This is a genomic window from Mesorhizobium sp. WSM3859 (assembly GCF_002295065.1).
GTDB lineage: Bacteria > Pseudomonadota > Alphaproteobacteria > Rhizobiales > Rhizobiaceae > Mesorhizobium.
In genome coordinates this window covers 183,164-209,577 of record NZ_NSGG01000009.1, presented here as the reverse complement: position 1 = coordinate 209,577, position 26,414 = coordinate 183,164, and the positions used below count along the sequence as shown (strand labels likewise).

At 62.9% G+C, this 26,414-nt stretch carries 24 protein-coding genes; 14 read left to right on the top strand and 10 right to left on the bottom strand.

What is annotated here, in order from left to right; translation table 11 throughout:
• Positions 1-50: 50 nt before the first annotated feature.
• Positions 51-1,310, top strand: a complete 1,260-nt coding sequence (locus CK230_RS20320) for an ABC transporter substrate-binding protein (RefSeq protein WP_095818915.1) — start codon at positions 51-53, stop codon at positions 1,308-1,310.
• 272 nt (positions 1,311-1,582) lie between these two features.
• Here the strand turns inward: CK230_RS20320 and CK230_RS20315 are convergent, their stop codons facing one another.
• The 6 genes from CK230_RS20315 to CK230_RS20290 form a co-directional block, all read right to left on the bottom strand.
• On the bottom strand, positions 1,583-2,317 hold the full coding sequence (locus CK230_RS20315) for a ribonuclease activity regulator RraA (protein ID WP_095818914.1): 735 nt from the start codon (positions 2,315-2,317) through the stop codon (positions 1,583-1,585).
• A 24-nt stretch (positions 2,318-2,341) separates the two neighbouring features.
• On the bottom strand, positions 2,342-3,505 hold the full coding sequence (locus CK230_RS20310; protein WP_095818913.1) for a mandelate racemase/muconate lactonizing enzyme family protein: 1,164 nt from the start codon (positions 3,503-3,505) through the stop codon (positions 2,342-2,344).
• A gap of 29 nt (positions 3,506-3,534) precedes the next feature.
• Positions 3,535-4,632: an ABC transporter ATP-binding protein gene (locus tag CK230_RS20305; protein WP_095818912.1), complete on the bottom strand. Its 1,098-nt coding sequence runs from the start codon at positions 4,630-4,632 to the stop codon at positions 3,535-3,537.
• Between the two features lie 12 nt (positions 4,633-4,644).
• Positions 4,645-5,535, bottom strand: a complete 891-nt coding sequence (locus CK230_RS20300; RefSeq protein WP_095818911.1) for a carbohydrate ABC transporter permease — start codon at positions 5,533-5,535, stop codon at positions 4,645-4,647.
• Complete coding sequence (locus CK230_RS20295; protein ID WP_095818910.1) at positions 5,532-6,491, bottom strand: sugar ABC transporter permease; 960 nt, start codon at positions 6,489-6,491, stop codon at positions 5,532-5,534. Before CK230_RS20295 ends, CK230_RS20300 begins: the two co-directional genes overlap by 4 nt.
• Before the next feature lie 77 nt (positions 6,492-6,568).
• Positions 6,569-8,050 carry a sugar ABC transporter substrate-binding protein gene (locus tag CK230_RS20290; RefSeq protein ID WP_095818909.1) on the bottom strand — a complete coding sequence of 494 codons (1,482 nt, stop codon included), beginning with the start codon at positions 8,048-8,050 and terminating at the stop codon, positions 6,569-6,571.
• A 216-nt stretch (positions 8,051-8,266) separates the two neighbouring features.
• Between CK230_RS20290 and CK230_RS20285 the strand changes: the two genes are divergently transcribed.
• The 5 genes from CK230_RS20285 to CK230_RS20265 all read left to right on the top strand — a co-directional run bounded on the left by CK230_RS20285 (position 8,267) and on the right by CK230_RS20265 (position 13,232).
• Positions 8,267-8,977 carry a GntR family transcriptional regulator gene (locus CK230_RS20285; protein ID WP_095818970.1) on the top strand — a complete coding sequence of 237 codons (711 nt, stop codon included), beginning with the start codon at positions 8,267-8,269 and terminating at the stop codon, positions 8,975-8,977.
• A gap of 48 nt (positions 8,978-9,025) precedes the next feature.
• Positions 9,026-10,192, top strand: a complete 1,167-nt coding sequence (locus tag CK230_RS20280; RefSeq protein WP_095818908.1) for a mandelate racemase/muconate lactonizing enzyme family protein — start codon at positions 9,026-9,028, stop codon at positions 10,190-10,192.
• A 57-nt stretch (positions 10,193-10,249) separates the two neighbouring features.
• Positions 10,250-11,608, top strand: a complete 1,359-nt coding sequence (locus CK230_RS20275) for a mandelate racemase/muconate lactonizing enzyme family protein (RefSeq protein ID WP_095818907.1) — start codon at positions 10,250-10,252, stop codon at positions 11,606-11,608.
• 88 nt (positions 11,609-11,696) lie between these two features.
• The gene (locus CK230_RS20270; RefSeq protein ID WP_095818906.1) at positions 11,697-12,023 is read left to right on the top strand and encodes an NIPSNAP family protein; all 327 of its coding nucleotides are present in this window, start codon (positions 11,697-11,699) and stop codon (positions 12,021-12,023) included.
• A 9-nt stretch (positions 12,024-12,032) separates the two neighbouring features.
• Positions 12,033-13,232: a mandelate racemase/muconate lactonizing enzyme family protein gene (locus tag CK230_RS20265; protein WP_095818905.1), complete on the top strand. Its 1,200-nt coding sequence runs from the start codon at positions 12,033-12,035 to the stop codon at positions 13,230-13,232.
• Positions 13,233-13,289: 57 nt separating this feature from the next.
• Here CK230_RS20265 and CK230_RS20260 read toward each other — a convergent pair whose 3' ends face one another.
• A complete protein-coding gene (locus CK230_RS20260) occupies positions 13,290-14,174 on the bottom strand; it encodes an NAD(P)-dependent oxidoreductase (protein ID WP_095818904.1) in 885 nt (294 codons plus the stop codon).
• Between the two features lie 53 nt (positions 14,175-14,227).
• Positions 14,228-15,385: a mandelate racemase/muconate lactonizing enzyme family protein gene (locus tag CK230_RS20255; protein WP_095818969.1), complete on the bottom strand. Its 1,158-nt coding sequence runs from the start codon at positions 15,383-15,385 to the stop codon at positions 14,228-14,230.
• A gap of 280 nt (positions 15,386-15,665) precedes the next feature.
• Here CK230_RS20255 and CK230_RS20250 point away from each other — a divergent pair, with 280 nt between their 5' ends.
• The gene (locus CK230_RS20250) at positions 15,666-16,652 is read left to right on the top strand and encodes an aldo/keto reductase (protein WP_095818903.1); all 987 of its coding nucleotides are present in this window, start codon (positions 15,666-15,668) and stop codon (positions 16,650-16,652) included.
• 64 nt (positions 16,653-16,716) lie between these two features.
• Here the strand turns inward: CK230_RS20250 and CK230_RS20245 are convergent, their stop codons facing one another.
• Positions 16,717-17,412, bottom strand: coding sequence for an FCD domain-containing protein (locus CK230_RS20245; protein WP_245429985.1), 696 nt, complete (start codon positions 17,410-17,412; stop codon positions 16,717-16,719).
• A gap of 347 nt (positions 17,413-17,759) precedes the next feature.
• Here CK230_RS20245 and CK230_RS20240 point away from each other — a divergent pair, with 347 nt between their 5' ends.
• The 5 genes from CK230_RS20240 (at position 17,760) to ugpC (ending at position 22,777) form a co-directional block, all read left to right on the top strand.
• A complete protein-coding gene (locus tag CK230_RS20240; protein WP_095818902.1) occupies positions 17,760-19,040 on the top strand; it encodes a sugar ABC transporter substrate-binding protein in 1,281 nt (426 codons plus the stop codon).
• Positions 19,041-19,042: 2 nt separating this feature from the next.
• Positions 19,043-19,966: a sugar ABC transporter permease gene (locus CK230_RS20235; protein WP_176480154.1), complete on the top strand. Its 924-nt coding sequence runs from the start codon at positions 19,043-19,045 to the stop codon at positions 19,964-19,966.
• Positions 19,963-20,841, top strand: a complete 879-nt coding sequence (locus CK230_RS20230) for a carbohydrate ABC transporter permease (protein ID WP_095818900.1) — start codon at positions 19,963-19,965, stop codon at positions 20,839-20,841. The genes CK230_RS20235 and CK230_RS20230 overlap by 4 nt, the downstream gene beginning before the upstream one ends.
• Positions 20,842-20,918: 77 nt before the next feature.
• Positions 20,919-21,674, top strand: coding sequence for a ribonuclease activity regulator RraA (locus CK230_RS20225; RefSeq protein ID WP_095818899.1), 756 nt, complete (start codon positions 20,919-20,921; stop codon positions 21,672-21,674).
• Between the two features lie 26 nt (positions 21,675-21,700).
• Complete coding sequence (gene ugpC / locus CK230_RS20220) at positions 21,701-22,777, top strand: sn-glycerol-3-phosphate ABC transporter ATP-binding protein UgpC (protein ID WP_095818898.1); 1,077 nt, start codon at positions 21,701-21,703, stop codon at positions 22,775-22,777.
• Positions 22,778-22,887: 110 nt separating this feature from the next.
• On the opposite strand, the gene hutH is transcribed toward ugpC, so the two are convergent.
• Positions 22,888-24,384 carry a histidine ammonia-lyase gene (gene hutH, locus CK230_RS20215; RefSeq protein ID WP_095818897.1) on the bottom strand — a complete coding sequence of 499 codons (1,497 nt, stop codon included), beginning with the start codon at positions 24,382-24,384 and terminating at the stop codon, positions 22,888-22,890.
• Between the two features lie 210 nt (positions 24,385-24,594).
• On the opposite strand from hutH, the gene CK230_RS20210 reads away from it, so the two are divergent.
• A complete protein-coding gene (locus tag CK230_RS20210; RefSeq protein WP_095818967.1) occupies positions 24,595-24,885 on the top strand; it encodes a hypothetical protein in 291 nt (96 codons plus the stop codon).
• A 255-nt stretch (positions 24,886-25,140) separates the two neighbouring features.
• On the top strand, positions 25,141-26,343 hold the full coding sequence (locus tag CK230_RS20205) for an ABC transporter substrate-binding protein (protein WP_095818896.1): 1,203 nt from the start codon (positions 25,141-25,143) through the stop codon (positions 26,341-26,343).
• The last annotated feature ends 71 nt before the right edge of the window (positions 26,344-26,414 follow it).

Genomic DNA, 26,414 nt, shown 5'->3' with positions numbered 1-26,414 from the left:
AACAGGCTCAAGAGATCAAACCAAAGTCGAGTAAATCAAGGGGAACAACAATGAGAAACACGATCCTGAAATTCACCACCGCGCTCGCTCTCGTGGCGCTGGCTGGCGCAGCGCATGCCGCCGACTGCAAGATCACCGTCGGCCTCGTCATGGAGTTGACCGGTCCGGCCGGCGAATACGGCCAGGCGGGTGCCAAGTCGGTCGAGATGGCCTTCCGCGACATCAATGCCGCGGGCGGCGTGCGCGGCTGCGATCTCGCAACCGACACGCGCGACAGCCAGAGCCAGGGCAATGTCGCGGTCGACGCCGCGACCCAGCTCGTCCAGGTCAAGAAAGTGCCAGTGATCATCGGCGGCATCATCTCTTCGGTGTCGATCCCGATCCTCACCTCGGTCACCGCGCCGGCCAAGATCGTCCAGGTGTCGCCGGCGTCCTCTTCGCCGACGCTGACCGCGCTCGGCCGCGACGGCAAGACCAACGGCATTTTCTTCCGCACCATCACCTCGGATGCGCTGCAGGGCGTGGCCGCTGCTAAATACGCCATCGACAAGGGCTTCAAGAAGCTGTCGATCATCCACGTCAACAACGACTTCGGCGTCAACATGGTGGCCGAGTTCTCGCGCGCCTATAAGGCGCTCGGCGGCACCATCGTCTCCGACACGCCCTACAATGAGAAGCAGTCGAGTTATGCCTCGGAAGTGACGGCGGCGATGGCCGGCGAACCGGACGGACTCTATCTCGTCAGCACGCCGGTCGACGGCGCCACCGTCGCCCGCACCTGGATCTCGCAAGGCGGCGTGCAGAAGTTCCTGCTCAATGACGGCATGAACAGTCCCGACTTCATTGAATCCGTCGGAGCCGATTATCTCAAGGATGCCTACGGTACGTCCTCCGGCACCAGCCCGACCGCGTCGACCGACTATTTCAACAAGAACTACAAGGAATTCTCAGGCATCGAGCCATCGAACCCGGCCGCCGATCGTTCCTATGACGCAGGGGCCATCGTCGGGCTTGCCATCGCCATCGCCGGCTCCGACGACCCGGCCAAGATCAAGGACGCCATGTACAAGGCGGTCGATCCGGCAGGCACACCGATCTATGCCGGCAAGGAGGAATTCGCCAAGGCACTCGGCCTGATCAAGGACGGAAAGCCGATCCGCTACGAAGGCGTGATCGGCCCAGTCTCTTTCGACAAATTTGGCGATATCACCGGCCCGTTCCGGCTCTGGAAAATCGTCGACGGCAAGGTGACGACCGACGGCGAGATGACGACGGATGACGTCAACGCGCTCCAGGCGAAGCTGCAGTAACGCGGATCTACTCGCCCGGCGGCGATCCTTTAGGCTTGGATCGCCGCCGACCAGCAGGCAACGACTGCGCGCCTCGCTATGCCGAGCGGCGCTATCTCGTTCCGTCTAGACTGGCTTGAAGTGCACCGGTCCAAGTCACGATGGCTGCGTTCCTTCGTTGGCTTGGCTGCGCTAGAGCGTTTCACCGTTTCACGGAAACGGCGAACCCCTCTATCTCCTTGTTTTTACGCAATTCCGGGCGGAAAACCGCTTACACTTTTCCTGGAATTGCTTTAACGCCTCGTTTTGCGCCACGCCTCATACTCTCCGCGAGCATCGTCGTGCAGCGGATAGTAGCGCTGCAAGGGCGCGCCCTGCATGAGCTTCTCTCGGGAAAACTCTTCCCAATCATGATGCTTCTGCGCCTCCTCGATCACCATGGGCGCCATCGAGACTGGAACCACCACGGCCCCGTCATCGTCGGCGACGATGATGTCGCCGGGGATCACCGTGACACCGCCGCAGGCGATCGGCACGTTCACGGCATTGGGATAGATGCTGGTCTGCACGTGATAGTTGGGCGTCCAGCCGCGCAGCCATAGCGGCAGATCGAGCTTCTCCACATTGGGCCGGTCGCGCATGCATCCGTCGATGACGATGCCCGCGCCGCCCCGGCCCTTGAAATAGGTCGACATCATATCGCCGAAGACGCCCGACCTCATGTCGCCGCGCGCGTCCACCACGACCACGTCGCCCTCCTGCGCGTGGTAAAGCACATGCCGGTGCAACTGCGTTTCCGGATCGGCATATTCGCCTTCGTTGAAGAGGTCCGGCCGCTGCGGCAGGAATTGCAGCGTCAGCGCCGGCCCGACGACCGACTTGCCGTGGTTCTGCGCCACGGGGCCGACCATGTGCGGGCTGCGGAAGCCCATATGGCCGAGCGTGCCGGCAACAGTCGCGGCGCCGATCTCCTTCAGCGCTTCGATCAGGTCCTTGGGCGGCCGGGTGATGTCGGTTGTATGCGTCATTGTCGGACTCCGGGTGAGATGGAACTACCAGTTGGTGACGGAACCGTCGCGGCGCTTGAGATGCGGCGCTTCCCAGAAGCGAAAACTCTGCGCCTGGATCGCCGCCTCGTTGACCTCGACCCCGAGCCCCGGCAGGTCGCCGACCGGGTAATGGGTGCCGTCCAGCCGCGGTTGCACGGGAAAGAACTCGGAATTGTCGAAGCCCAGCTTCTTCTCGGGCACCCTGGTTTCAAGCCAGGCGAAGTTGGGGACCGCCGCGCCGAGATGGATGGTTGCGGCGGTGCAGACCGGTCCGAGCGGATTGTGCGGCATCAAGTCCACATAATGCGCCTCGCTCCAGCCGGCGACTTTCATCGCCTCGGTGAGCCCGCCGACATTGCAGACATCGAGCCGGTTGAACTGGTGGATGCCGCGCTCGATGTAGGGCAGGAACTGCCACTTGCTGGCAAACTCCTCGCCGATGGCGAAAGGGATGTCGGTCATCCTGCGCAGGCTCTCATAAGCCTCCGGCGCCTCGTCGCGGATCGGCTCCTCGAGGAAATCGAGCACACCGCGGCCGAGCTTGTTGCAGAAGCTCGCCGCCTCGGCCACTGACAGCCGATGATGATAGTCGATGCCGAGCACGATCTCGTCGCCCAGCGCCTCGCGCGCCTTGTTCAGCATGGTGGCGGTAGGACCGATCGACTCGCACGGCTCGAAAATGTCCTTGCTGCTCTGCCCGGTTGGGAAGAAGCGGATCGCCTGCCATCCTTCGGCACGCAACTCGCGCGCCCGTTCTATGGCGGCGTCGCCCTCGGCCTCGTCTCCGGTCGAGGCGAAGGTCGGGATGCGGTCGCGCTGCTTGCCGCCGAGCAGCTCGTAGACCGGCACCCCCAGCGCCTTGCCCTTGATGTCGTGAAGGGCGATGTCGATGGCGGAGATCGCCGCCTGCAGAACCCGCCCGCCTTCGAAATACTGGCTGCGATAGAGCTCCTGCCAGATCCGGCCGATCTGCATGGCGTCGCGGCCGATGAGAAACTCGCGATAATGCTCGACCGCGCCAGCCACGGCCTTCTCGCGACCGCTCAAGCCGCTCTCGCCCCAGCCGGAGATGCCCTGGTCGGTCTCGACCTTGACAAGCATCTGGTTACGGGTCCCGACCCACACCGGATAGGGCTTGATCGCGGTGATCTTCATCTTCGTCGTCATTCCCCCTCATGCCCCATGCGTTCGCTGTCTCAACTGGCTTCGAGCGCCACCTCGGTTTCGCTGTCGAACAGGTGGATGCGCTCCTGGTCGAACTCGAGCCAGATCTGCTCGTCAGGTGCGATGGCGACGTTGGGGGACACGCTGATGTTGACGATGGCGCCGGAGAGGAACGCCTGCACGAAGGTGACGTCTCCGGTCGGCTCGACCGTATAGGCCTTGGCCGGAATGGCGTCGGCAATGGCGCTCTTGTGCAGCTTGATCGTCGAATGCCTGGCGCCTAGCACGACCTTCCTGGTGGTTGCTCGCGCGACCTTCTGGGCGTTGCGCGGCGAGAGCGCGAGGCTCCAGCCTTCCGCGCTCGTCAGGACGGCGCCGCCGTTTGCCGTCGATGCCTCCAGCGGAATGAGGCTCATCGCCGGGCTGCCGACAAAGCTTGCGACGAACATGTTGGCGGGGTGGGCGAAAACCTGCGCCGGTGAATCATATTGCTGCAGATAGCCGCCATTCATAACCGCCATCCTGTCCGCCATGGTCACGGCTTCGAGCTGGTCGTGCGTCACATAGATGATCGTCGCCTTGAGATCCTGGTGGAATCGCTTGATCTCGGACCGCATCTGCACGCGCAGCTTTGCGTCGAGGTTGGAGAGCGGCTCGTCCATCAGGAACACCGCCGGATCGCGAACGAGGGCGCGGCCGAGCGCCACGCGCTGCTGTTGCCCGCCCGAAAGCTCGCGCGGCTTGCGCTCGAGCAGCTGCGTCATGTCCAGCACGCGCGCCGCTTCCCTGACCTTCCTGTCGATCTCGTCCTTGGGCAGCTTGCGCATCTGCAGCGGGAAGGCGAGGTTCATATAGACCGACTTCTGCGGATAGAGCGCGTAGTTCTGGAACACCATGGCGATGTCACGATCCTTGGGGTCGAGATCGTTGACGACCCGGTCGCCGATGACAATGTCGCCCGACGTGACCGAGATCAGGCCCGCGACGAGATTGAGCGTGGTCGTCTTGCCGCAGCCGGACGGGCCGACCAGCGCGACGAACTCGCCGTCATTGACCGTCAGCGAAACGTCGTTGACGGCTTTGAAGCTGCCATAGGTCTTGACGAGATCTTTGAGGACCACATGGGCCATGCAGGCAGCTCCCTAGTGCTTGACCGCGCCCTCGGTGAGGGCGCGTACGAAGTATCGTTGCAGGAGGAGGAACAGCACCACGACGGGCACGCTCATCATGAAGCTGGCCGCCATCAGGCCAGGAAAGTCCGTCGTGTTCTCCGAGAAGAAGCGCTGGATGCCGACCGGCAGCGTCAGCTGTTCGTTCTTGGAGAGGAAAGTGTAGGCATAGATGTACTCGTTCCACGCGCCGATGAAGGAATAGATCGCTGTGGCGATGATGCCCGGCGCCGAGAGCGGCATCACGATCAGGACGAAGGCCTGGAACCGCGTTGCGCCGTCGATGCGCGCCGCCTGCTCGAGCTGCACTGGGATGTTGTCGTAAAACCCCTTCAACAGCCAGATCGCCAGCGGCAGGCCGAAGGTGAGGTAGGTGAGGACAAGCGACCCGTGCGTGTTCACCAGTCCGATCGCGCGCATCAGGATGAAGAGCGGCACGAGGAAGATCACCGCCGGGAACATGTTGCGCAGCAGGACGGCGAAGAACAGGAAGTTCCGGCCCGGAAAGGTGAAGCGCGAGAACGCATAGGCAGCGGGGACCGCCACGATCACCGAAAGGATGGTCGTGGCGGTGGAGACGATGAGACTGTTCCAGAAGAAGCGCAGGAAATCCTGGCCGACGCTGTTCTGCGGATCGAGCAGCTTCTGGTAGCTGTCAAGGGTAGGCTGGTCGGGCCACCATTGCGGCGGAAACTGCATCGCCGCGAAGCCGGACTTGATCGAGGTGAGCAGCATCCAGATCATCGGCAGCGCTGTATAGAGCAGCATGAACACCAGGAAGGCGCGTCCGCCCCACCGCCATCCATCGATGCGCACGCGGCGGGCGGACCGGCCCCGTGAGATTGTCTCGGAAACCGTGCTCATGCGCCGCCATCCTTCCGCTCGTTGCCGCTCAGCGCGCGGACGTAGAAGTAGCCGAGCGTCATCAGGATGATGAACAGAAGCACCGAATAGGCCGATGCCACACCCCACCTCTGGCGGCCGAAGGCGAGCTCATAGATGTGGGTGATCCAGATATGCGAAGCATTGGATGGCCCACCGCCGGTCATGATCCAGGGGATGATGAAGGAGTTGAAGTTCGCGACCGCGAGCAGCAGGATCGTCACCGTCGAGACATTGCGCAAATGCGGGAAGGTGACGTGCCAGAAGCGTTGCCATGCGTTGGCGCCATCGACCTTGGCGGCGCGCAGCAACGGCTCGGGGACGGTCTGCAGGCCGGCCGTCATCATGATCATGGCGAAAGGGAACTCGCGCCAGATGTTGACGACGATCAGCGAGGGCAGCACCGTTGAGACGCTGTCGATGAAATTCGGCGGCCGCTCGGCCCATCCGAGCTCGACCAGCACCGCGCCGATGATGCCGAAATCCGAATGGTAGATCCACTTCCAGATGTATGAGGCGGCGACGGCGCTGATGACCCAGGGAATGATGAGGATGGCGCGCAGGACGCCGCGGCCGATGAAGTCGCGATGGAGCGCCAGCGCGGCGGCAAACCCCAGGACGAAGGAGAAGAAAGTGGATGCGACTGTCCAGATCAGGGTGTTGAAGGTGACCTGCCAGAACACGCCGCTGGTCAGGATGGCGGTGTAGTTGTTGAGACCGACGAAGATTTTGTCGCGGAGCTGCAGGCCGGGCGGCGTGTTGAAGAACGACAATTCGATCGTGTAGTAGATCGGATAGGCGATGACGATGAGCATCACGGCGATCGCCGGAAGCACATAGGCATAGTCGGCGCGATGCTCCCACATCTTGCGAAGCACATCGGACCTGGCGGATTGCAATGTTCGGCGAGCCTCGGCCTTGCCGCTCACGATCGTCACTTTGGCGTGCCCTTGTTCATCGGAACGAACCGGCTGCGCTCGACGCGCAGCCGGTCGGATCGCAGCTCAGGCCTGGACTAGAGTCCGCCGCCCATCAGGTCCTTCACCTTCTTGGCCGCGTCGTCCGCCGCCTGGTCGACGGTCATCGCTCCGGTCAGGGCATTCTGCAGCATGTCCGGGACGATGATGTTCATGATCTCGGGCGACTGCGGCAGCGCCGGGAACGGGATGCCGTATGGCAGCATCGACGTCGTGACATCGAGGAACTTGATGCTGTCCAGACGCTCCTTCATCCATTTGGTCTTGAAGCCGTTGAGGTTGCCGGGGTTCGAGCCGGCATAGGCCATCTTTAGCGACCATTCGGGGCTCGTCCACATGCAGATGATGGCCTTTGCCGCCGGCTCGTCCACCTTGCCGCCCTCGACATATTCGGGCTTCAGGATGTGAATGTTCGAGCCGCCGAAGACGACGGCGCGCTTGCCGTCGGGACCGGTCGGAATGAGGCCGTAGCGCATGTTGTCGATGACGGTCTGGGCCTTGTCCTTGTCGGTGCCCGTCGCCTTCTTCTGCAGGTCGAGCATGACGTTGTAGTCGGACGGATGCGAGATCATCATGCCGAGCTGGCCGGCGAGGAACAGCGGCTGGTTGTCGGCCTGCTGGTTGGTGAGCGCCGAGACCGGAACCGATTTGTCGCGCACATACATGTCGTAGGATGCCTGCAGCGCCGCCTTGCTCTGCGCGCTGTTGAGCTCGATGTCCTTGTAGGTCGGGTTCGCAGTGGCTTCGTCGAAAACGCCGCCGCCATAGGCCCATAGCTGCGGCATGAAGCGGTAGGGCGTGTTGCCGGCGTTCTTGCGCGCCACGAGGCCGTAGCCGGCAATGCCGAGCTTGTCGTGGATCTGCTTGGAATATTTGACGACATCGTCCCAGGTTGCCGGGGGCTTGTTCGGATCGAGGCCCGCGCGCTTGAAGATGTCGGCATTCCAGATGAAGGCCATCGTCTCATTGTTGGTCGGAATGCCGTAGGTCACGCCGTCCCAGGTCACCGCCTTCATGGCGCCGGGCCAGAAATCCTCGGTCGAGTAGCCGACGTCCTCGGGTTTCAGCGGCTGCAGATAGCCCTTCGAGGCGAACTCGGTGCCACCTAGGATCTGCAGGCGGACCGCCATCGGCGCGGCATTGCCAAGGAGCGCCGTGCGGAACTTGTCGAGAAGGTCGTTATAGGTGAGGGCCTGTTCCTCGAGCTGGATGTTCGGATAGGTCTTGCGGAAGGTCGCGAAGAAATCCTTGTAGTACTGGCGCAGGAGATCGGGGTCGCCCTCGAACACGCCCTGGTACCAGAAAGTCAGTCGCCCCTTGTAATCGAGCGGGGTGACCTTGGCGCAATCGCCAGCCGTGTCAAAATCCTGCGTGCCGGCAATCGAGCGCACATATTCCGGCGACCACTTGCTCAGGTCGACCGGCGGCGCGGCTAGCGCCGAAGCGGACATCAGCGATATCGTCAAAGCAGTGGAAACAGCGCCGCGCAGAACGGCACCGCCGACTGTGATCCTCCTCATAGGTCTCCTCCCAGGTTCTCCTGTGCCGCTCTGCGCCTAGGCAAGCGGTCCTTGCTCGTTTCGATCGCCGGGATATTTCTCCGCCCTAATGTATCCCTTCGATCACTTTATACGTTTTCAGATCGCAGAATAGCTGTCAACGCAACAAATCGTACATTGTTTGTCGAAGATGTGCGTGATATCGGTCGGATCGTGTATTGGACTAGGGGGATGGCCTTGGCGGAAACGAGCGATTTCAAAGCAGAACCACCCGACGGGATTGACGCTCTCGGGGCATCAAGCGAGGGCGCCTCGCTTTACGAGCAGATAAGGGAAGACATCATCGAGGGGCGGCTGGCCGCCAACGAGCGGCTCGTGGTCACCGATCTCGCCCGCCGTCACGGCACCTCGACCAATCCCGTGCGCGAGGCGCTGCAATTGTTGCGCGGCGAGGGCTTCGTCACCTTCGTTCCCAACCGGGGCGCGCGCGTCCGGCCCATAGATCAGGATTTCGTGCGCGATATCTACGAGATCGGCGTTCTCATCGAGCCCGCCCTGACGCGCTGGTTCGTGGGAATGGCGACTGAGGAGGACATCGCCGAGCTCGAACGTCTCCAGGGCCTGATCGAAGAGAACAACTTCGCCGACACGTTCAGGCACAGCGAGCTGGATACCGCGTTCCATACCGTGATGTACCAGCGGCACTACAACCGCCACGCCGCCGAGCTCTGGTGGAAGCACCGCGAGGTGCTGCGAGCGGTCAGCCGGCGGTTCAATTTCACGCTTGCCCGGCGCGCCGCGATCATCCGCGAGCATCGCGAGCTCATCGCGCTCGTGAAAGCGGGAGAGGCCGACAAGGCGGCCGAACTCATTGCTCGCCATGTCGAGGGCTCCGGCCGGCATGTCCTCGAACACATGCGCGCGCGCAGCGCCGCCCGGGCAGGGTAGCGGATCCGCAACATCGTCAGCCTGGCCATTTCAGGGAGGATAGTCCAGATGAAAATCACGAGCATTCGGCCGTGGCTGATCAAGTCCGACGCTTCCTACTGGGGAGAGTACCTGTTCGTCGAAGTGACGACGGACGAAGGGGTCAGCGGCTGGGGCGAGATCACCACCACGACGAAGCTCGCCAACCGCGCGCTGTGCACGATCCTGCGCCAGATCGGCGCCGCCGTGGCAGGCGAGGACCCGGCGCGCATCGAGCATCTGTGGCACAAGATTTTCCGCAGCTTCACCTATATGGGCAGCCGCGGCGCCGCCGTCGAATGCGTGAGCGCCATCGACATCGCGCTTTGGGACATCCGCGGCAAAGTTCTCGGCAAGCCGATCTACGAATTGCTGGGCGGACCGGTGCGCGATGAAATCGCGCTTTACACCCATCCCAACCAGGCCAAATTCACCAGCAAGGAAGCCGTGGTCCGCGAAATTCGCGACATCGTGGAGTCCGGCCACACCGGGCTCAAATTCGATCCGTTCCCGCACCAGGGTCCGAGCGTCGATGGCGTGGCCCGCGAAAGGCGGGACGGCTATCTCGACGGCGGCATGACCCGCAAGGACGAGCGTGAAGCTGCCGAACTGACGGCGCTGATCCGTGAGACGGCGGGGCCTGATGTCGACATCCTCATCGACGCGCATGGACGCTTCGATGTTCCTACCGCCATCCGCCTTTGCCGGAGCCTCGAGGAGGCCGGCCAGATCGACTGGTTCGAGGAGCCCTGTCCGCCCGAGAGCCTCAACGCCCTCAAGCAGGTGCGCGACAAGGTCAGCGCCCCCATCTCCTGGGGCGAGCGCGGCCACACGAAATGGGATTTCGTGCCGGTGCTCGAGAACAAGCTCGCCGACTACATCATGCCCGACGTCACCTGGACCGGCGGCATCACCGAGCTCAAGAAAATCTCTGCCTTGTGCGAAGCCTATTACGTCCCGGTCTCGCCGCATGACGCCGCCGGACCGATCAACGTGGTCGCGGGAGCGCAGGTGATGATGACGGTTCCCAACTTCTACAAGCTCGAAACCTCGGAGTGGGACCTCTCCAAATACGATCACCTCATCGACAGACCGCTCGATGTCTCGAACGGCAACCTCAAGCTGACGTCGAAGCCCGGCCTCGGTGTCGAGATGAACCGCGACTACCTGCAGACCCACGAGATCGAACTGGGCTAGCGCTGCTTAAAGCAGGCCCGGCGCGCGAGGCCACTCCCAGCGGAACGAGGACAAATCATGCCAAAGACGGATGGAGCCGACGAGGCTCTCAATCGTATCAACACGAATTCCAGGCCATCCGACCTGCGCATCACCGACATGCGGGTGGCCGAGATCGTCGGCGCGCCGTTCACCTCGGCGCTGCTCAAGATCTACACCAACCAGGGCATCGTCGGGCTTGGCGAGGTGCGCGACGGCGCCAGCGCCACCTTTGCGCTGATGCTGAAGAGCCGGCTGCTCGGCGAGAACCCCTGCGACGTCGACCGGCTGTTCCGCCGCATCAAGCAGTTCGGCGGCCATGGCCGGCAGGGCGGCGGTGTGTCGGCGGTCGAGATCGCGCTCTGGGATCTTGCCGGCAAGGCCTATGGCGTGCCGATCTACCAGATGCTGGGCGGCAGGTTTCGCGACCAGGTGCGCGTCTATTGCGATACCGACGCCGAGAAGCCGAGCGGCACGGAGACCGGCAAGCGCCTCAAGGCGCGCATGGAGCGCGGGTTCACTTTCCTCAAGATGGATCTCGGCCTGATGCAGATCGCCCACATTCCGGGCGCCGTGACTGCGCCCGCCGGCGCGCTCGAAGGGTTTCACGCCAATCCGCGCGGCCGCGGCGGCACGATCGAGGAGCGCAAGGCCCGCAATCTCGCCTACGATGCGCAGAATGTGCAGCATCCGTTCACGGGTCTGCATTTCACCGAAAAGGGCATAGACCTGCTTGAGCAATATATCCACGAGGTCCGCGAGGTCATCGGCTACGAGATTCCCTTAGCCATCGACCATGTCGGCCACATCTCGCTGCAGGACGGCATCCGCCTGTCGCGCCGTATCGAGAAATACGTGCCGGCTTGGCTCGAGGACGTGATCCCCTGGCAGTACACCGAGCAGTACCGGCAACTGCAACAGGCGACCTCGGTGCCGATCTGCACCGGCGAGGACATCTATCTCAAGGAGGGGTTCGAGCCTCTGCTGAAGAACGGCGGTCTCTCCATTATCCATCCGGACCTGCTCACCAGCGGCGGCATCCTCGAGACCAAGAAGATCGGCGACATGGCGCAGGACCACGGCGTTGCCATGGCGATCCACATGGCCGAAAGCCCGATCGCCGCGATGGCCGCGGCGCATGTCGCGACCGCGACCGAAAACTTCATGGCGCTCGAATACCACTCCGCCGATGTCGAATGGTGGGACGACATCGTCACAGGACTTCCCAAGCCGCTCGTCAAGGATGGCTTCATCACCGTGCCCGACAAGCCGGGGCTGGGTATCGACGATGTGGTCGACGAGGTGATCAGCCAGCATCTGCAGCCCGGTGTCACGGGGATATGGCAATCGACCGAGCATTGGGACAATGAATATAGCTGGGACCGGACCTGGAGTTAGCCAGCCCCTTTGCCCTCATTCCCCCAACCGACCGACCATTCGTGTCGACCTCTCCCAAGAGAGAGGCGAAGAGAGAGAAACGGAAACCATGATCTACGAACTGCGTATCTATGACTGCCTGCCGGGCAGGCTGCCGGCTTTGCTCAAACGCTTTTCCGAGCAAACGCTGGCCATCTGGGAGAGGCACGGCATCCGCCAGGCTGGGTTCTTCACTACGATGATCGGCGAAAACAACAATCGGCTCACCTATTTCCTCGCCTGGGAATCGCTGGCCGAGCGTGAGGCGAAATGGACGGCTTTCGTCACCGATCCGGCATGGCACAGGGCCCGGGACGAGTCTGAGCGCGACGGGCAGCTCGTTGCCAATATCAGCAGCCAGTTGCTCACGCCGACAACTTTTTCGTCTGTGAAATAGGACTGCGCCATGAAGATCACCGACCTGCGCTGCGCCGTTATCGGCAAGCACCCCATCGTCCGCGTCGTCACCGACGAGGGCCTCTATGGCCTGGCCGAAGTCGAATACACAAAGACCTACCTGAAACCCTTCGTGCTGCATTTTCGCGAGGCGCTGGTCGGCGAGGACCCGACCGATGTCGAGCGGGTGATGCTGAAGATCCGCCAGCGCGGTTCGTTCAAGCCCTATGGCGCGGCGGTGAGCGCCATCGAGCACGCGCTGTGGGACATCGCCGGCAAGGCCGCGGGGGTGCCGGTCTACAAGCTGCTCGGCGGCAAGGTGCGTGACAAGGTGCGCGTCTACAACGGCTCGATCCGCCGCAAGCGCACGGGCGATCGGCCGGAGGATTACGCCGCCGACGTCAAGTGGATGATGGAGCAGCCGCAGAACTTCTTCATGGTCAAGCAGGGCATCTCGTTCCACTCCAACATGAAGGACAGCGTGGAGGGTTTTCACTACGGCGTGACGCAGAAGAAGGCCGGCTATCACGGCGCCATGGACCAGGGCGTGATCAGCGAGCGCGGTTTCAATCACATGCTCGACTGTGTGGCGGCGATGAAGGAGGTGCTGGGCGACAAGGTCAGCCTGGCGCTCGACTGCGGCCCGGGCTGGATGTTGCCCGATGCGATCAAATTCGCGCGCGCGGTCGAGAAGCACAATCTGATGTGGCTGGAGGACATGCTCACTGGCGACTATGTGCCCTGGGTCAATCCGCAGGCCTATCGGGAGCTGACGACCTCCACCTCGACGCCGATCCATACCGGCGAGCAGATCTATCTGCGCCACAATTTCAAGGAGCTGATCGAGACGCAGGCGGTGCGGGTCATCGGTCCCGATCCGGCCGATATCGGCGGCATCGCCGAGCTCAAATGGGTCGCCGAGCACGCCTACATGCACTCGATCCTGATGGCGCCGCACGGCACCGCGAACGGCCTGCTCGGCCTCGGCGCGCTGATCAATGTCTGCGCCACCTTGCCCGCGAACTACATCGCCTTCGAATATCCGAGCGCCTCCGATCCGTGGTGGGGGGACCTCGTGATCGGCCTGCCGAAACAGATCGTGAAGGACAGCATGGTGGACTTGCTGGAAGCGCCTGGGCTCGGCCTCGATATCGACGCCAAGGCGGCGAGAAAATATGTCAAGGAAGAGGATGCCGGCTTCTTCGACTGAGCTTTGTCGCCGCTCGCCTTTGAGCGATAGGCGTTGAGCTGACCCGTAAGGATCAGCTCACTGGGTCCGCCAGTCATGCTCTTGGCGGAATCCAAGGACGTCGCGCAGCTTCCGGTTTGAGATCGGTCCCTCGAATGTGTCCATGGCGCGGGTGACCGGTATGTCGGGCGCATGCTTCCTGAGGAACTCCGCCGTCGGCAATTCGGACACGATGTTGTCGTTGACGGCGTTGAATATCTGGAAGCCCAAGCCGTCCTTCTCGACGCACAGGTCGACGATCTGCCCAAGATCGCGCGCGTCCATATAGGTCCAGGCGTCCCGCCGCCGCTTCGAGGGATCGGCCAGGAATTCCGGAAAGCGGGCATAGTCCTTTGGCTCGACGACGCCGCCGATCCGCAGCGCATAGATGTCGGCTCCCGTGCGGGAGGCGAAAGACCGCGCGATCTTCTCGCCCAGCAGCTTGGAAAGACCATAGCTGTCGGTCGGATCGGCGTCGTGATCCTCATCCACCGGGAACGATGGGAAATCGCGTTCGCCTTCGGCAAAGCAGATGCCGTAGACCGTTTCGCTTGAGGCCGTGACGATCTTGCGGATGCCGAGCTTGGTGGCGGCCTCGATCACATTGTAGGTCGACTGCACATTGGCGGCGAACATGGCGTTGTCCGGCCGCAGGAATATCCGCGGGAGCGCCGCGAAATGGACGACAGCGTCGACGGGGGCGCGGCCCTTGCCGCCGAAATACTCGCTGAAGCCGAAATGCAGCGTCAGCGCATTGTAGGCCTCGCCGGCATCCGCAAGGTTGGTGATGACAGTGTCGACGCCGGGCACATCCAACGGTGTCAGGTCGAGGTTGAGAACCTGATGCCCGCGCTTGAGCAGGTAAGGTATGACGTGCCGGCCGATCTTGCCGCTGCCGCCGGTGAAGACGATCCGCTTGCCCATGGCTTCCTCCGAGCGAATTTATCTGATCCAGCGGCGAACCCGCCGGTCGTCCGCTATTCAAATATGCCGAAGCCGGGAACGGCGTGTTTGTGAACACCGTCCATGTTGAGCTCGACGCCGATGCCGGGCACATCGGACACCGCGATGTGGCCGTCTTCGACGATGGACCTGGCGCCGTTCGGCAAGCGGACATAGCTGTCCCAGGCTTCCCGTTCCTCAAGCGCGTGCCATTCCAGCACCAGGAAGTTCGGAACGCTGGCGCAGACATGACATGTCGCCATTGTGCCCAGCGGCGTCGACACCAGATGCGGCGCGAAGGGCACATAATACATCTCGGCGAGGTTCGCGATCTTGCGGCTCTCGGCAAGGCCGCCGCATTTCGGCACGTCGGGCATGATGACGTCGGCGCCGTAATTCTGGAACAGCTCCCGAAAACCCCATCGCAGATAGAGATTTTCACCAACACAGATCGGCGTCTTGGTCCGCATGCGGATCTGCTTCAGGGCCTCGACGTTTTCCGCCGGGATCGGCTCTTCGAGCCAGAGAAGATTGAAGCGTTCCATCTCGGCGGCGATGCGGCTGGCGCTGAGCACATCATAGCGCGCATGCAGGTCGATGCAGAGATCGATGTCGGGACCAACCGCTTCGCGCACCGCCGTAACGCGCTCGACCATGGAGCGCAACTCGGCGCCGTTGATGGTGTGGTTCATCCGGTCGAATTTGGTTGGATGGTGCAGATTGTCGATGTCGAACTTCAGGGCGGTGAAGCCCTCCGCGACCATGCGGCGCGCGCGGGCCGCACATCCCTGCGGCGATCCCGATTCGTCATCGCCGTCGCCGCAATCGGCATAGAGCCTTATCCGGTCGCGGAACTTGCCGCCGAACATGCGGTAGAGCGGCTGGCCGGCGGCTTTTGCCGCCACGTCCCACAGCGCCATTTCGAGCCCGGTGAGGGCGATGAGAAAGATGCCGGCCTGCGCGCCGGAAAACACATGATCACGGCGGATCTTGTCCCAGCAATATTCGACGTTGCGCGGATCCTGGCCGATCAATTCCGATTTCAGCTCTGAGATCAGTCCGACGATCGCGGCCGCGCCCGCATCGGGGTTGGCTTCGCCATAGCCGGAGATGCCAGCGTCCGTATCGATCCGGATCAGGGTCGCCTTGCCATGATAGGCGACGACCGCCGTCTTGATGTCCACGATCTTCATCGGATCCTTCTCCCCCTGATGGCGCGACACTTACAACCGCACAACTTGTCTAATAAGCATACAAGATTGATCAATGAGACGTAAACCCCTTTCGAGCAATTTTGCGTTGCGGCGGGCATACAAGGTGTCACCGCCTGTTGAATTATTTGAGAAATCTGGAGTTATCGATCAAGCCCTCCCTAATCCCAAATTACACACTTGTTAGACGAGTATATAAGCGTATAAATTGGCTGAACGCCTGACCTATGGCTCATGCGTGCCGCCAATCGGGAGGAACAGGATGCAACAGCGACAGCTCGGATCGTCGCCGGTCAAGGTATCGGAAATCGGCCTCGGGACTTGGGGCATGTCGGGCGCGTTTTGGGGCGCGGCCGACGACGAGGAGTCGATCCGGGTGATCAGACGCGCGCTCGAGCTCGGCATCACGCTGATCGACACCGCCGAGGCCTATGGACACGGCCATGCCGAGGAGGTCGTCGGTCAGGCGCTGGCCGGCCGCCGCGACAAGGCCGTGATCGCGACCAAGGTCGCGCCCAATCATCTCGAACCAGCCGCGATAGAGGCGGCGCTCGACGGTTCGCTGAAGCGCATGCAGACCGACCACGTCGACGTCTATTTCATCCACTGGCCGAACTCTGATTTTCCGATCGGCCCGACCATGGAGATGATGGAGCGGCTGCGCGCGTCAGGGCGCATCAAGGCGGTTGGCGTCTCGAATTTCAGCATCGCCGACATGGACAGCGCCCGCCGGCATGGCGTCATCGACGTGCTGCAGCCGCCCTACAACATGCTGTGGCGCGAGGTTGAGGCCGAGACGCTGCCCTACTGCCGCAAGCACAATATCGGCGTCATGCCTTACAGCGGCCTGGCTCAAGGACTGCTCACCGGCACGCTGTCATTGGACACCAAATTCGTCGAGGGCGATGAGCGTCGCACGACGGTGCTGTTCCAGCCGGGCACCTATGAGCGGGCGGTGAACGCCGTCGACCGCCTCAAGCCGATCGCGGCGCGCTACGGCAAGACGGTACCGCAGCTTGCGATACAGTGGCTCACCAGCAGGCCGGGCGTCAGCTCGCCGCTGGTCGGCGCCCGCACCGTCAAGGAGCTGGAGGAAAACGTCGAAAGCGCCGGCTGGATGATTTCGGACGCGGACATCGCCGCCATCGACAGGATCACCGCGCCGATCTGGGCGGAAATCAAGGACAAGGGCGACATGTTCGGTTTCCGCGCGCGCCAGCGCCAGGAACAACAAGCGAAAAGAGCCTAGCTCAAGCCGTGTCCTCCCGGCACGCTGCGGCGCGGCCAGCGCGAATGCTGGCTGCGCCGCTCCTTCACCGAGGCAGGCCGACCGCGGTGGTTTTCTTGAGATGCCGGCGCATCGCTTCCTCGGCCCGCTTTTCGTCGCGCGCCACGAGCGCCTCGTAGATCGCCCGGTGCATTTCGGTTGCGGAGGGCAGCGCATGAGGCATCTGGTTGCTGATGCGCCTGCTCGCCATCTGCCACCACCGGGACGAATACATGAAGCGGTCGAGGATCCTGTTCTGCGCCGCCCGGCAAATCTCCATGTGGAAATCGAGGTCGAGCTTCAGATAGGCGTCCGGATTGTCCTCGCTGGCCGACATCGCCGCCAGCAAAGTGCCAAGACGCTCGAGCTTTTCCTTGGTCATGTGCTTGGCCGCGATGGCGGCGATGGCCGGTTCGATGATGATCCGCGTCGCATGCGCTTCGGCCAGGATCTCGCGCATCTGTTCATGCGGCAGCCAGTCGATGAGCAATGGGCTGAGATAGTCCCACTCTTCGGCCGGGCGCAGCACCACGCGCCGCCCTTGAGCGATCTCGATCATATCCAGCGACGCCAGGATCTTCAGCGCCTCTCGCGCGACAGCGCGCGAGACCCCGAATTCCTGGAGGATCTGCTGTTCCGACGGCCCCTGGGCGCCCGCGACACCGCTGCCGGCGATGCGACGCGCCAGCACACCAGCCACCTGCTTGGGCAAAGTTTGAAGCTTGACCTCAACCGTATCCATCACTAACATCCACTTGTCTGATAAGCTTATAGGCTGATAGCTAGATATGCAGTCAACTTATCTCATAAAAACGCTCACTAGCCTATAACACGGCCTGCGGGAAGGGAGGATCGAGCGGTGTCCAGCCGCCGTGCCCCGTTGCCGCCGTCCGAGATCACGATCGATACGCCTTCGCAACCGAGCGAGGCGTGTTGGAGCGCAAGTGCCCGATCGCCCGGAGGCTCGCAAGCGTCCGGGAACCAATCCAGGCAGTCTCGCGGCGGGAGGAGCACGCCGCTGGCTGCCGAGGCTGAAAGTCGTCGGCCGTCCCTGGATGGACCGACCAGTCAAACCAGGAGGAGATTGTGATGTCCGGAACCTTATCGAGACGTAAATTCCTTGCCGCGAGCGCGGCAGTGACAGCCGGCTCGCTTGCCGCGCCGTGGGTTGCCAGGGCAGACGCCAAAGAGATCACCGCATTGCTGATCACGGGCGGTCCGCTCTATCCCAAATACTGGGAGAAGATCGTTCAGGACTTCACCGCCAAGACCGGCATCAAGGTTCGCTACGACCTCCTGGAATTCACGCCCTTGACGGCGAAGGTGGTCACGTTGAGCGCGGCGCGATCGAGCCAGTACGACGTCTACAGCACCCACACGGCGCAGATCGATTCCTACTTCAACCATTTCGCGCCGCTGAACAGCTATTTCAGCGACTCCGAATTGGCGGACTTCTATCCCGTCGCGGTCAAATACCTGCGCGATCCCAAGACCGGAAATCTGGCGGCGATTCCGCGCAACATGGATGCGCGCGTTCAGTATTACCGCAGCGATATCTACCAGGAAAAAGGCCTGAAGCCGGCCGAAACCTGGGAAGAACTGATCGATGTCGGCCTGAAACTCACAGGCAATGGCCACTATGGCCTTGTCGTGCCGGGGCAGGGCGACCCCGCCCAGCGCACCTTCAGCGACCTGCTCTGGCAGGCAGGCGGCGACTGGGTCGACCAGGCCAACAAGCCGGCCTTCAATTCCGAAGCCGGCATCAAGGCGCTCACCTTCTATCGCGACCTGATCCAGAAGCACCAAATCGTGCCGCCCGACGCCGTTGGTTATCAATGGAACGAGAACTCGACCGAATTCTCGTCCGGCACGGTCTATGCCACTTTTGACTGGCCGGGCGCCTTCGCCACCCTGTCCAATCCGGAAACCTCGCGCGTCGTCGGCAAATGGTCGACGGCGCCCTATGTGCGAGACAAAGCGGCGATCTCATGCGCCATCTCGCATGCCATGGCGCTGAACGGCCAGTCCGCACGCAAGGAACCCGCCGTCGAGTTCATCAAATACACGGTCAGTACCGACGCTCAGCGGCTGCAGTTCGACCAGTTCACCAATTTCCCGAGCAGCCAGAGCCTGGCCAAGGAAGTGATCGCCGCGGCCAAGGGCCCGCAGGCCACATGGCTGCAGCAGCTCGAGACGACGATCGCGAACGGCAAGGAATGGCCCAAGCTCGCCGGATTTTCGAAGGTCTGTACCTTGATGTTCTCGGCCATCGAGCAAGCCCTGTCCGACCAGGCTTCGCCCGCCGACTCCCTCAACCAGGCGGCGACGGAAGCGGAAGAGATCATGCGTCGGGCCGGAGCTTACGACTGAGAATGTCGACTGTCGTGCAGCACCAGGTGTCGGGGCGCCGGCGACGTTCGCCGCTGCCCTACACCTGGCAGAGAGGCTACCTCCTGGCGAGCCCAGCGCTTCTCGTCATGCTGGCCATCCTAATCTATCCGCTCGGATATTCCTTCATCATGAGCTTCTTCCGCTGGGATCTGAGCGGCTCGGCGCCGTTCATCGGAACGGGGAACTACACCGACGAGCTCTTCGGCCGGCAGTTCAACCAGGCGCTGCGAAACCAGACCATTTTCAGCGTCGTTTCCATCACGATCGAAGTGGTGGCCGGCATGGCGATCGCCGTGCTCGTCAACGGCAAATTGCGCGGCATGCGCCTTGCGCGCACTTTGCTCCTGGTCCCGCCGATGATCGCACCCGCCGTCGTCGGCCTGAACTTCCGCTGGCTGTTCAACACCCAGTACGGGCTGGTCGACGCGCTGCTGCGCATGTTCAACCTGCCCGACATTCCGTGGCTCAACGATCCGACCTGGGCGCTGGTCTCGGTGATCGTCGCAGATGTCTGGCAGAACACGCCGCTGATGGTGCTCCTGTTCCTTGCCGGCCTGCAATCCCTGCCGCAGGAGCCGCTCGAGGCGGCCACCGTGGACGGCGCCACGCCATGGCAGCGCTTCTGGCATATCGTGCTGCCGCTGATGCGCCCGGTCATCATGATCGCGCTGATGCTGCGCATCATCGACACGTTCCGCACCTTCGACGTCGTCTGGCTGATGACGCAGGGCGGCCCGGGCGGCGCCACCAACCTGCTCACGGTCTATTCCTACCTGCTGGCGTTTCAGGCGGTGGATTTCGGACACGCGGCGGCGGTCTCATACATCGCGCTGGGCATGTCGCTGTTCGTGCTCGGCCTGCTTTACGGGGTGCCGTGGTTGATTGCGAAACGGAGGGCGATATGACCGAAGCCGTCATCGTCGGCGCACGCTCCATGCCAAAGCGCCGGCGCCGCCGGTTCACGGCGGGGATCGCCGGTCAGTATTTGGCGCTGGTCGTGACCGTCGCGCTCACCGTCTTTCCGCTGGTGTGGCTGTTCCTGACCTCGATCCGCAGCTCGGCCGACATCTTCTCGGTTCCGGTGCACATCATCCCCGAGACCGCGACGCTGACGCAGTACGTCGCGGTCTTCGCCCAGTACGACACGATGGGCTATGTCTGGAACACCGTCATCGTCTCGGTGGCGACGGTCATCCTTGTCCACTTGCTGGCCATCCCCTGCGCCTATGCGCTGTCGCGCTTCAGGATGCCGGGCGCCATGCTGATCTTCGGGCTGCTTTTGATCATGCGCATGATCCCGGTCATCGCGCTGGCCATCCCGCTCTTCGCCGTGTTCGCCGCCCTGGGCCTGCTCGACACCGTCTGGGCGCTGATCCTCAGCCATACCGCGGCCAAGCTGCCGGTCGCCATCTGGCTGCTTCTGGGCTTCATCCAGGATGTGCCGAAAGAGATCGAAGAGGCTGCCCAGTCGGATGGCGCCGGCACCGTGCGCACGCTGGTCCAGATCGTCGCGCCGCTGATTGCGCCCGGCATTGGCGCCAGCGCCGTCATCACCTTCCTCTTCACCTGGAACGACCTTCTGCTCGCCTTGACCCTGACCTCGAGCAAGGCCGCGCAGACGCTGCCGGTCGGGCTCACCAATTTCGTCTCGCAGTTCGGCATCGACTGGGGCGCCATGTCGGCCGCGGGCGTGCTCATGGTCATCCCGACTTTGGTGTTCGTCTGGTTTGCCCAGGGGTTGCTGGTCAAAGGCCTTACGACCGGTGCGGTTCGCGGCTGAACGGCTTCGACGACGGTTGAACTTAACTGACTGACGATCGATGAGGCTGGCACCTCAGCGTAGATTGGAGGAACGGAATGCAAGCTGACCAGATACCGGCGATATCGGATATTTCCCGGCCGCCACGAGACCTGGTCGACGCGCTGGCGGCGATCGGTTCGGCGACGCTGGCCAGCGAGCTCTATCACAAGATGGGGATTCGCGATCCGCAGATCCGTGGGCCGCGTCCATTGCGGCTTGGCAGCATGGCGGCGGGACCGGCCCTCACGCTCCAATGCATGCCGAAGCGCGAGGATCTGTACAATGAGACGGAGTATGAGGAGCCGGAGCGGCAACTGCATCGGCACGTGCTTTATCCCACCCAGCCTGGCGACATGGTGGTGGTCGATGCCCGCGGCGATCTGGGCAGCGGCATCTTCGGCGAGATGATGCTGACCTATTTCGCCGGGCGGGGCGGCGCTGGCGTCGTTATCGACGGCTGCATTCGCGATTCCGCTCAGGCGGCGGCGCTCGACATCGGCATCTGGGTGAGGGGCGTCACGCCGAATTTCCATGCCCAGACCAACATCGTTCCCTTCGCCGTCAACGTTCCGATCGCGTGCTCGAACGTGCTGGTCATCCCCGGCGACATCATCGTCGCCGACGACGATGGCGTGGTCGTCGTGCCGGTCGCTCTTGCCCCCAGATTGGTCGAGCTCGCCGGCGCGCATATCGAGTGGGAGGAGTTTTCTCGCTCGCGGCTCGCGCAAGGAGGAGACCTGAGGAAATACTACCCGTTGAGCTCCGAGGGCGAAGCCGAATACCGCGCATGGCGGCAGGCCCAGGGAAAATGAGCCGCGCCGGTACGGGAGAAGAATAGGTGTCCGCAATCGAGATAGAACAGCTCGGCAAGAGCTTCGGCGCGGTGGAAGTCCTGCGCGACGTCAACATCGAGATCGCCAGCGGCGAGTTCGTGGTCCTGGTCGGCCCATCGGGCTGCGGCAAGTCAACGCTGCTGCGCATCATCGCGGGGCTCGAAGAGCATACAACTGGCGAAATCCGCATCGGCGGGCGCGTCGTCGACGAGATGCCGGCCAAGTCGCGCGACATAGCCATGGTGTTCCAGAGCTACGCGCTCTATCCGCATATGAGCGTGGCCGACAATATGAGCTTCGCGCTTCGGCTGGCCAAGGTTCCCAGGGAGGAGATCGTCTCCAGGGTGAAGGCGGCTGCCGAAATCCTCGGTCTGCAGGACCTGCTCGGCCGCATGCCGCGTCAGCTGTCCGGCGGCCAGCGCCAGCGTGTCGCCATGGGCCGCGCGATCGTGCGCGCCCCCTCGGCCTTCCTGTTCGACGAGCCGCTCAGCAATCTCGACGCCAAGCTGCGCGTGAAGATGCGTGCCGAGATCAAGAAGCTGCACCAACGGCTCGGTCGCACCAGCATCTATGTCACGCATGACCAGACCGAGGCGATGACGCTGGCCGACCGCATCGTGGTCCTGAACAAAGGCCGTATCGAGCAGATCGGCGCCCCCTCCGAACTCTACGAGAAGCCGGCCAATCTGTTCGTCGCGGGCTTTATCGGCTCGCCGGAAATGAATCTCATCGAAGGTCGCGTCGACAACGGTGCGTTCGAAGCCGGTTCAGGCCTTCGCCTGCCTCTGCCCAAAGGGTTGCAGTTCCACGTCGCACAAGAGGTGATTTACGGGATCCGTCCCCAGCACATCATCGTCGGCGGCGATCATGCGCGGGCAAGCGTCCAGGTCGTGGAGCCGACCGGGGAGGCTCAGGAACTGACATTGAGGACAAGCGGGATCGAGCTCGTGAGCGAAGTTCGGGATCAGCCGCCGTTCAAGCCGGATCAGGAAGTTGGATTGGAGGTACTGGTTTCGAAGGTTCACCTGTTCGATGCGCAAAGCGGCAAAAGGATAAATCAGGACGAGCGCGTTAGAGGGTAGGCGGAACTGCTCGCGCCATGGAGCTGAAAACCTCCAGCTCCGGCCAGGCGCTCAACGTCGACGGCGGCTTCTACTACCACTGACGCTCGTAACGGGCCCTCGCGAGCACCCTACAGGCGTGGTCCCGCCACCATGCGCGCGACCCGCGCCATGTCGGCACTCATCTCGCGGTCGTCGTCGAGGGGGGCGACGAGCGCCCGCACGGCTTCATAGCTGTGCCGCGGGCCTTCGCCCATCGAGTCCAGCACGCCGCGCAGCTCCACGCCGGTGGCGGCGAAGATCAGCTCCATCGCCACCAGATAGCGCAGGCGCTCGATGATCCCTGCAGTCTTGGCCACCACGCGCGGCGCCATCGACGACTGGTCCTCGACGCCGTCCGAGATCGCGAGCGGGCTGAGCGACATCGGATTGGCGAGGTGACGGATCTCGGCTTCGAGCGCCGCGACCGGTTTCTGCAGTTCCGCGTATCCCTGGCGGCTGCCGCCCCTGGCCGACAGGAAGCGCGGCAGCTCCGCGACCGTCGGCGACATCAGCTTCATCGAGCGGTTGGCGGTGCCGACCGCGCAATGCGCCAGCGCCTGGCCGAGATTTTCCCAGGTCAGCGTGAAGGCGGTCAGGTCGAAATTGCCGTTGGAGACGACCCGTTCGGCCTCAGGCAGGATGACCGGATTGTCGCCGGAGTGGCCAAGCTCGATCTCCGTCGCCAGCTTCGCCTGCTCGTAGGCATGGAGCAGGCCACCCCACACCTGCGGCACGCAGCGGAAGCTGAGCGGATCCTGCAGGCGCCGCGCGGCGTTGTCCTGCCACAGCCCGCTGCCTGAAAGCTCAGCCCGCAGCCGCGCGCCGATCTCGACTTGGCCGAAGGCCGGCCGCGCCGCCAGCGCGTCCGCGTCGATCGCCTTGAGCGAAGCGCGGAACGCCTCGTAGTTCAGCGCCACCGCCGCCAGCGACCAGTCGATCAGGCACGCGACCTCTTCGAGCGCCAGGCATGCCGTTCCGGTCGATAGGCTGTTGGCGACGATGATGGCGTGGCCGTCCTTCTCGCGCAGGTCGAGCGGTTCGAGCCCGGCGAGCTTCAGCGCCTCGGCCGACGGCATGATCCTGCCTTGATAGTCCGTCTCGCCGTCGCCGCGCAGCGCCCGCGCCAGATGGCCGAGAGGCGCAAGGTCGGCGGCGCCCACCGATCCCCAGCTCGGAATGACGGGATGGACGCCGGCGTTGAGCGCGCCGAGCAGGCCGAGCACCACGCCTTCCGAAGTGCCGGTGCCGCCCGCCGCCATGCCACAGATGCGTGCCACCATCAGCGCCCGCACCGCCTCGGTCGGCAGCGACGGGCCGGCGCCCATCGAGTGGCTGAGCGGCACGCTGTGCTGGAAGGCGATAAGGTCCGCCTCGGCGAGCGGCGTGTCGACACAGGCGCCAAGCCCGGTGGTGACGCCGTAGAGCGGCTTGCCGAGCTGGGTAAGATGCTCGATCAGGGCGCGGCTTGCGCGGATGCGGCGCATGGCTTCCTCGCCGAGCACGAGCCGGGCATTGCGCCGCGCGATCTCGGCGACATCTTCCGTGCTGAGCGGCTTGGCGTCGAGGACGATCACTCTGGCTGTCATCGGGCTATTCCTTGGGCCTCCGGGAATGGTGGCCGAACGAATGCAGGATATCCGGTATCGGAGCCGGCCATTGTCGAAAATCCGCCGTCGCGATTGCCGTTATCTTTCTTCAGCTGGCTGTACGGCGCGAGAAATGCCCCATACGGGAACTTTTGCGTCGCTGGTGATTTTGGATATGCTGCGAATCCAACTGCCGGAAGGTTGCCGTCGATGATGAAGTACCTCGCCCTCTCTGCTCTCGTGCTGGCCACGGCCGCCAGCATGTCCGCCTCGGCGGTCGCGGGCGAATGGCATCATCATCGCTACCATCGTCATCAGCCGCAGGTCGAGCATGAGCGCTACGTTCCGGCCAGTGACGATATCCTCTACCAGCTGTTCGGCGGTCCGCGCTATTACGACCAGCAGCTGTTCACCGCCGCGGCAGGCTCTTGTTCCTACGACCGCGTCGGACCGGACGCGAATGCGATAAACAAGATCAACGACCACCATTGCGGGAAGTAGCCGTCGTCCGCCACGCCTTGGCCTGCGATAGATAGCCTTCGACCATTTCGTTGCGTTCGCGGACGACTGATGCCGTCAGCAAGGGCTTCCGCTGGTCGCTGCTGGCGTCGGGGACGTTCGAACACATTCCCTCGACGCATTGTATACAAAACATAAGAAAGATGTTGACAATCTTCCGCAGCCGGTTTCCCTTAACGCCATCCGCGCAGCCTATGAGCAAAACACAAAGCGCGATAACCAAGGGGAACTGCCAATATGATCAACCGTCGCTCGACTCTGAAATCCATGGCGCTCGGCGCCGTCTCGGCCCTGGCCATTGCCGCTGTCGGCATTTCGCATGCGCAGGCTGAAAACAAGGAACTAAAGATCGGCTTTGTCGGCGTCACCAGCGGCCCGGCCGCCGCCTGGGGCACCTCAAACGTGCGCTCGATGCAGACGCGCGCCGCCTGGCTCAATGAGACCGGCGGCGTCAAGATCGGCAACGACACCTACAACATCAACATTGTCACCTTTGACGACCAGAAGGATCCCAAGCGCGCCATCGCCGGCATGGAGAAAATGGCGCAGGAAGGCATCCACTATGTCGTCGGCCCGAATGTCGATGACGGCGCCGCCGCGGTGCGCCCGGTCGCCGAGGCCAACGGCATCATCTATTTCCCCTACGCCTTCCCCAAGGCGCTCTACCAGAAGCCGGCTTCCAATGCCGTGCTCGGCATGATCGCCAACTACCAGTCTGGTCCGGCGATCTATAAATATCTCAAGGAAAACAAGGGTGTGAAGAAGATCGCCTTTGTCGCGGCCAACGAATCCGATCCGCTTAGCCAGCGCGACAGCGGTGTGGAGGCGGCAAAGGCTCTCGGCCTGGAAGTCGTCGCCCAGAACGACACTTACCAGAACGACACCCGCGACTTCACCCCGGTGCTGACGCCGATCGTCGCCTTGAAGCCCGATCTGCTCGTCCTGTCTGGCGTCGCGCCAGCCAACGCGCCGCTGCTCATCCGCGCCGCCCGCGAGCTCGGCTATGAAGGCCTGATCTCGACCGAAACCGCGCAGGACGCCAAGGTCCTGGAAGAGGGCGCCGGCGAATATGCCAACGGCTTCATCTCCGTCGGCGGCGCCTCGACGCCGGAGATCGCTTCGGACGAGATGAAGGAATTCGTTGCCCGCTACACCAAGATGTTCGGCGAATACAACGACGAGTCCAACACCAAGGTCTATGCGCTGGAATACATCCTCGACACGCTGAAGGCCAATCCGGCGGCCATCAACGACGTCGCGGAATTCAAGAAGACCATGGACAGCTTCTCGGCGCCCAATCCCTTCCTGAAGGGCGACGCGAAGCTCAGCTATGTCGGCGCGACGTCCTTCGGCCAGAAGCGCCAGCTCTCGGTGCCGATGGTTGTCAACGAATACAAGGACGGCGCATTCCAGACCCTGTTCGTCGGCTCCGTTGACTAGTTTACCTTCGAGCGTCACCTCCTCAAGCTTGCCACGGGGTCCGGTCGATAGGCCGGACCCCGCGGAAGATC

What these genes read in the sequence shown, in the direction of transcription:
- CK230_RS20320 (WP_095818915.1), top strand. Translation starts at nt 51, where the DNA reads ATGAGAAACACGATCCTGAAATTCACCACCGCGCTCGCTCTCGTGGCG.
- CK230_RS20315 (WP_095818914.1), bottom strand. Translation starts at nt 2,317, where the DNA reads ATGACGCATACAACCGACATCACCCGGCCGCCCAAGGACCTGATCGAA.
- CK230_RS20310 (WP_095818913.1), bottom strand. Translation starts at nt 3,505, where the DNA reads ATGACGACGAAGATGAAGATCACCGCGATCAAGCCCTATCCGGTGTGG.
- CK230_RS20305 (WP_095818912.1), bottom strand. Translation starts at nt 4,632, where the DNA reads ATGGCCCATGTGGTCCTCAAAGATCTCGTCAAGACCTATGGCAGCTTC.
- CK230_RS20300 (WP_095818911.1), bottom strand. Translation starts at nt 5,535, where the DNA reads ATGAGCACGGTTTCCGAGACAATCTCACGGGGCCGGTCCGCCCGCCGC.
- CK230_RS20290 (WP_095818909.1), bottom strand. Translation starts at nt 8,050, where the DNA reads ATGAGGAGGATCACAGTCGGCGGTGCCGTTCTGCGCGGCGCTGTTTCC.
- CK230_RS20280 (WP_095818908.1), top strand. Translation starts at nt 9,026, where the DNA reads ATGAAAATCACGAGCATTCGGCCGTGGCTGATCAAGTCCGACGCTTCC.
- CK230_RS20275 (WP_095818907.1), top strand. Translation starts at nt 10,250, where the DNA reads ATGCCAAAGACGGATGGAGCCGACGAGGCTCTCAATCGTATCAACACG.
- CK230_RS20270 (WP_095818906.1), top strand. Translation starts at nt 11,697, where the DNA reads ATGATCTACGAACTGCGTATCTATGACTGCCTGCCGGGCAGGCTGCCG.
- CK230_RS20265 (WP_095818905.1), top strand. Translation starts at nt 12,033, where the DNA reads ATGAAGATCACCGACCTGCGCTGCGCCGTTATCGGCAAGCACCCCATC.
- CK230_RS20260 (WP_095818904.1), bottom strand. Translation starts at nt 14,174, where the DNA reads ATGGGCAAGCGGATCGTCTTCACCGGCGGCAGCGGCAAGATCGGCCGG.
- CK230_RS20255 (WP_095818969.1), bottom strand. Translation starts at nt 15,385, where the DNA reads ATGAAGATCGTGGACATCAAGACGGCGGTCGTCGCCTATCATGGCAAG.
- CK230_RS20250 (WP_095818903.1), top strand. Translation starts at nt 15,666, where the DNA reads ATGCAACAGCGACAGCTCGGATCGTCGCCGGTCAAGGTATCGGAAATC.
- CK230_RS20245 (WP_245429985.1), bottom strand. Translation starts at nt 17,412, where the DNA reads ATGGATACGGTTGAGGTCAAGCTTCAAACTTTGCCCAAGCAGGTGGCT.
- CK230_RS20240 (WP_095818902.1), top strand. Translation starts at nt 17,760, where the DNA reads ATGTCCGGAACCTTATCGAGACGTAAATTCCTTGCCGCGAGCGCGGCA.
- CK230_RS20235 (WP_176480154.1), top strand. Translation starts at nt 19,043, where the DNA reads ATGTCGACTGTCGTGCAGCACCAGGTGTCGGGGCGCCGGCGACGTTCG.
- CK230_RS20230 (WP_095818900.1), top strand. Translation starts at nt 19,963, where the DNA reads ATGACCGAAGCCGTCATCGTCGGCGCACGCTCCATGCCAAAGCGCCGG.
- CK230_RS20225 (WP_095818899.1), top strand. Translation starts at nt 20,919, where the DNA reads ATGCAAGCTGACCAGATACCGGCGATATCGGATATTTCCCGGCCGCCA.
- hutH (WP_095818897.1), bottom strand. Translation starts at nt 24,384, where the DNA reads ATGACAGCCAGAGTGATCGTCCTCGACGCCAAGCCGCTCAGCACGGAA.
- CK230_RS20210 (WP_095818967.1), top strand. Translation starts at nt 24,595, where the DNA reads ATGATGAAGTACCTCGCCCTCTCTGCTCTCGTGCTGGCCACGGCCGCC.
- CK230_RS20205 (WP_095818896.1), top strand. Translation starts at nt 25,141, where the DNA reads ATGATCAACCGTCGCTCGACTCTGAAATCCATGGCGCTCGGCGCCGTC.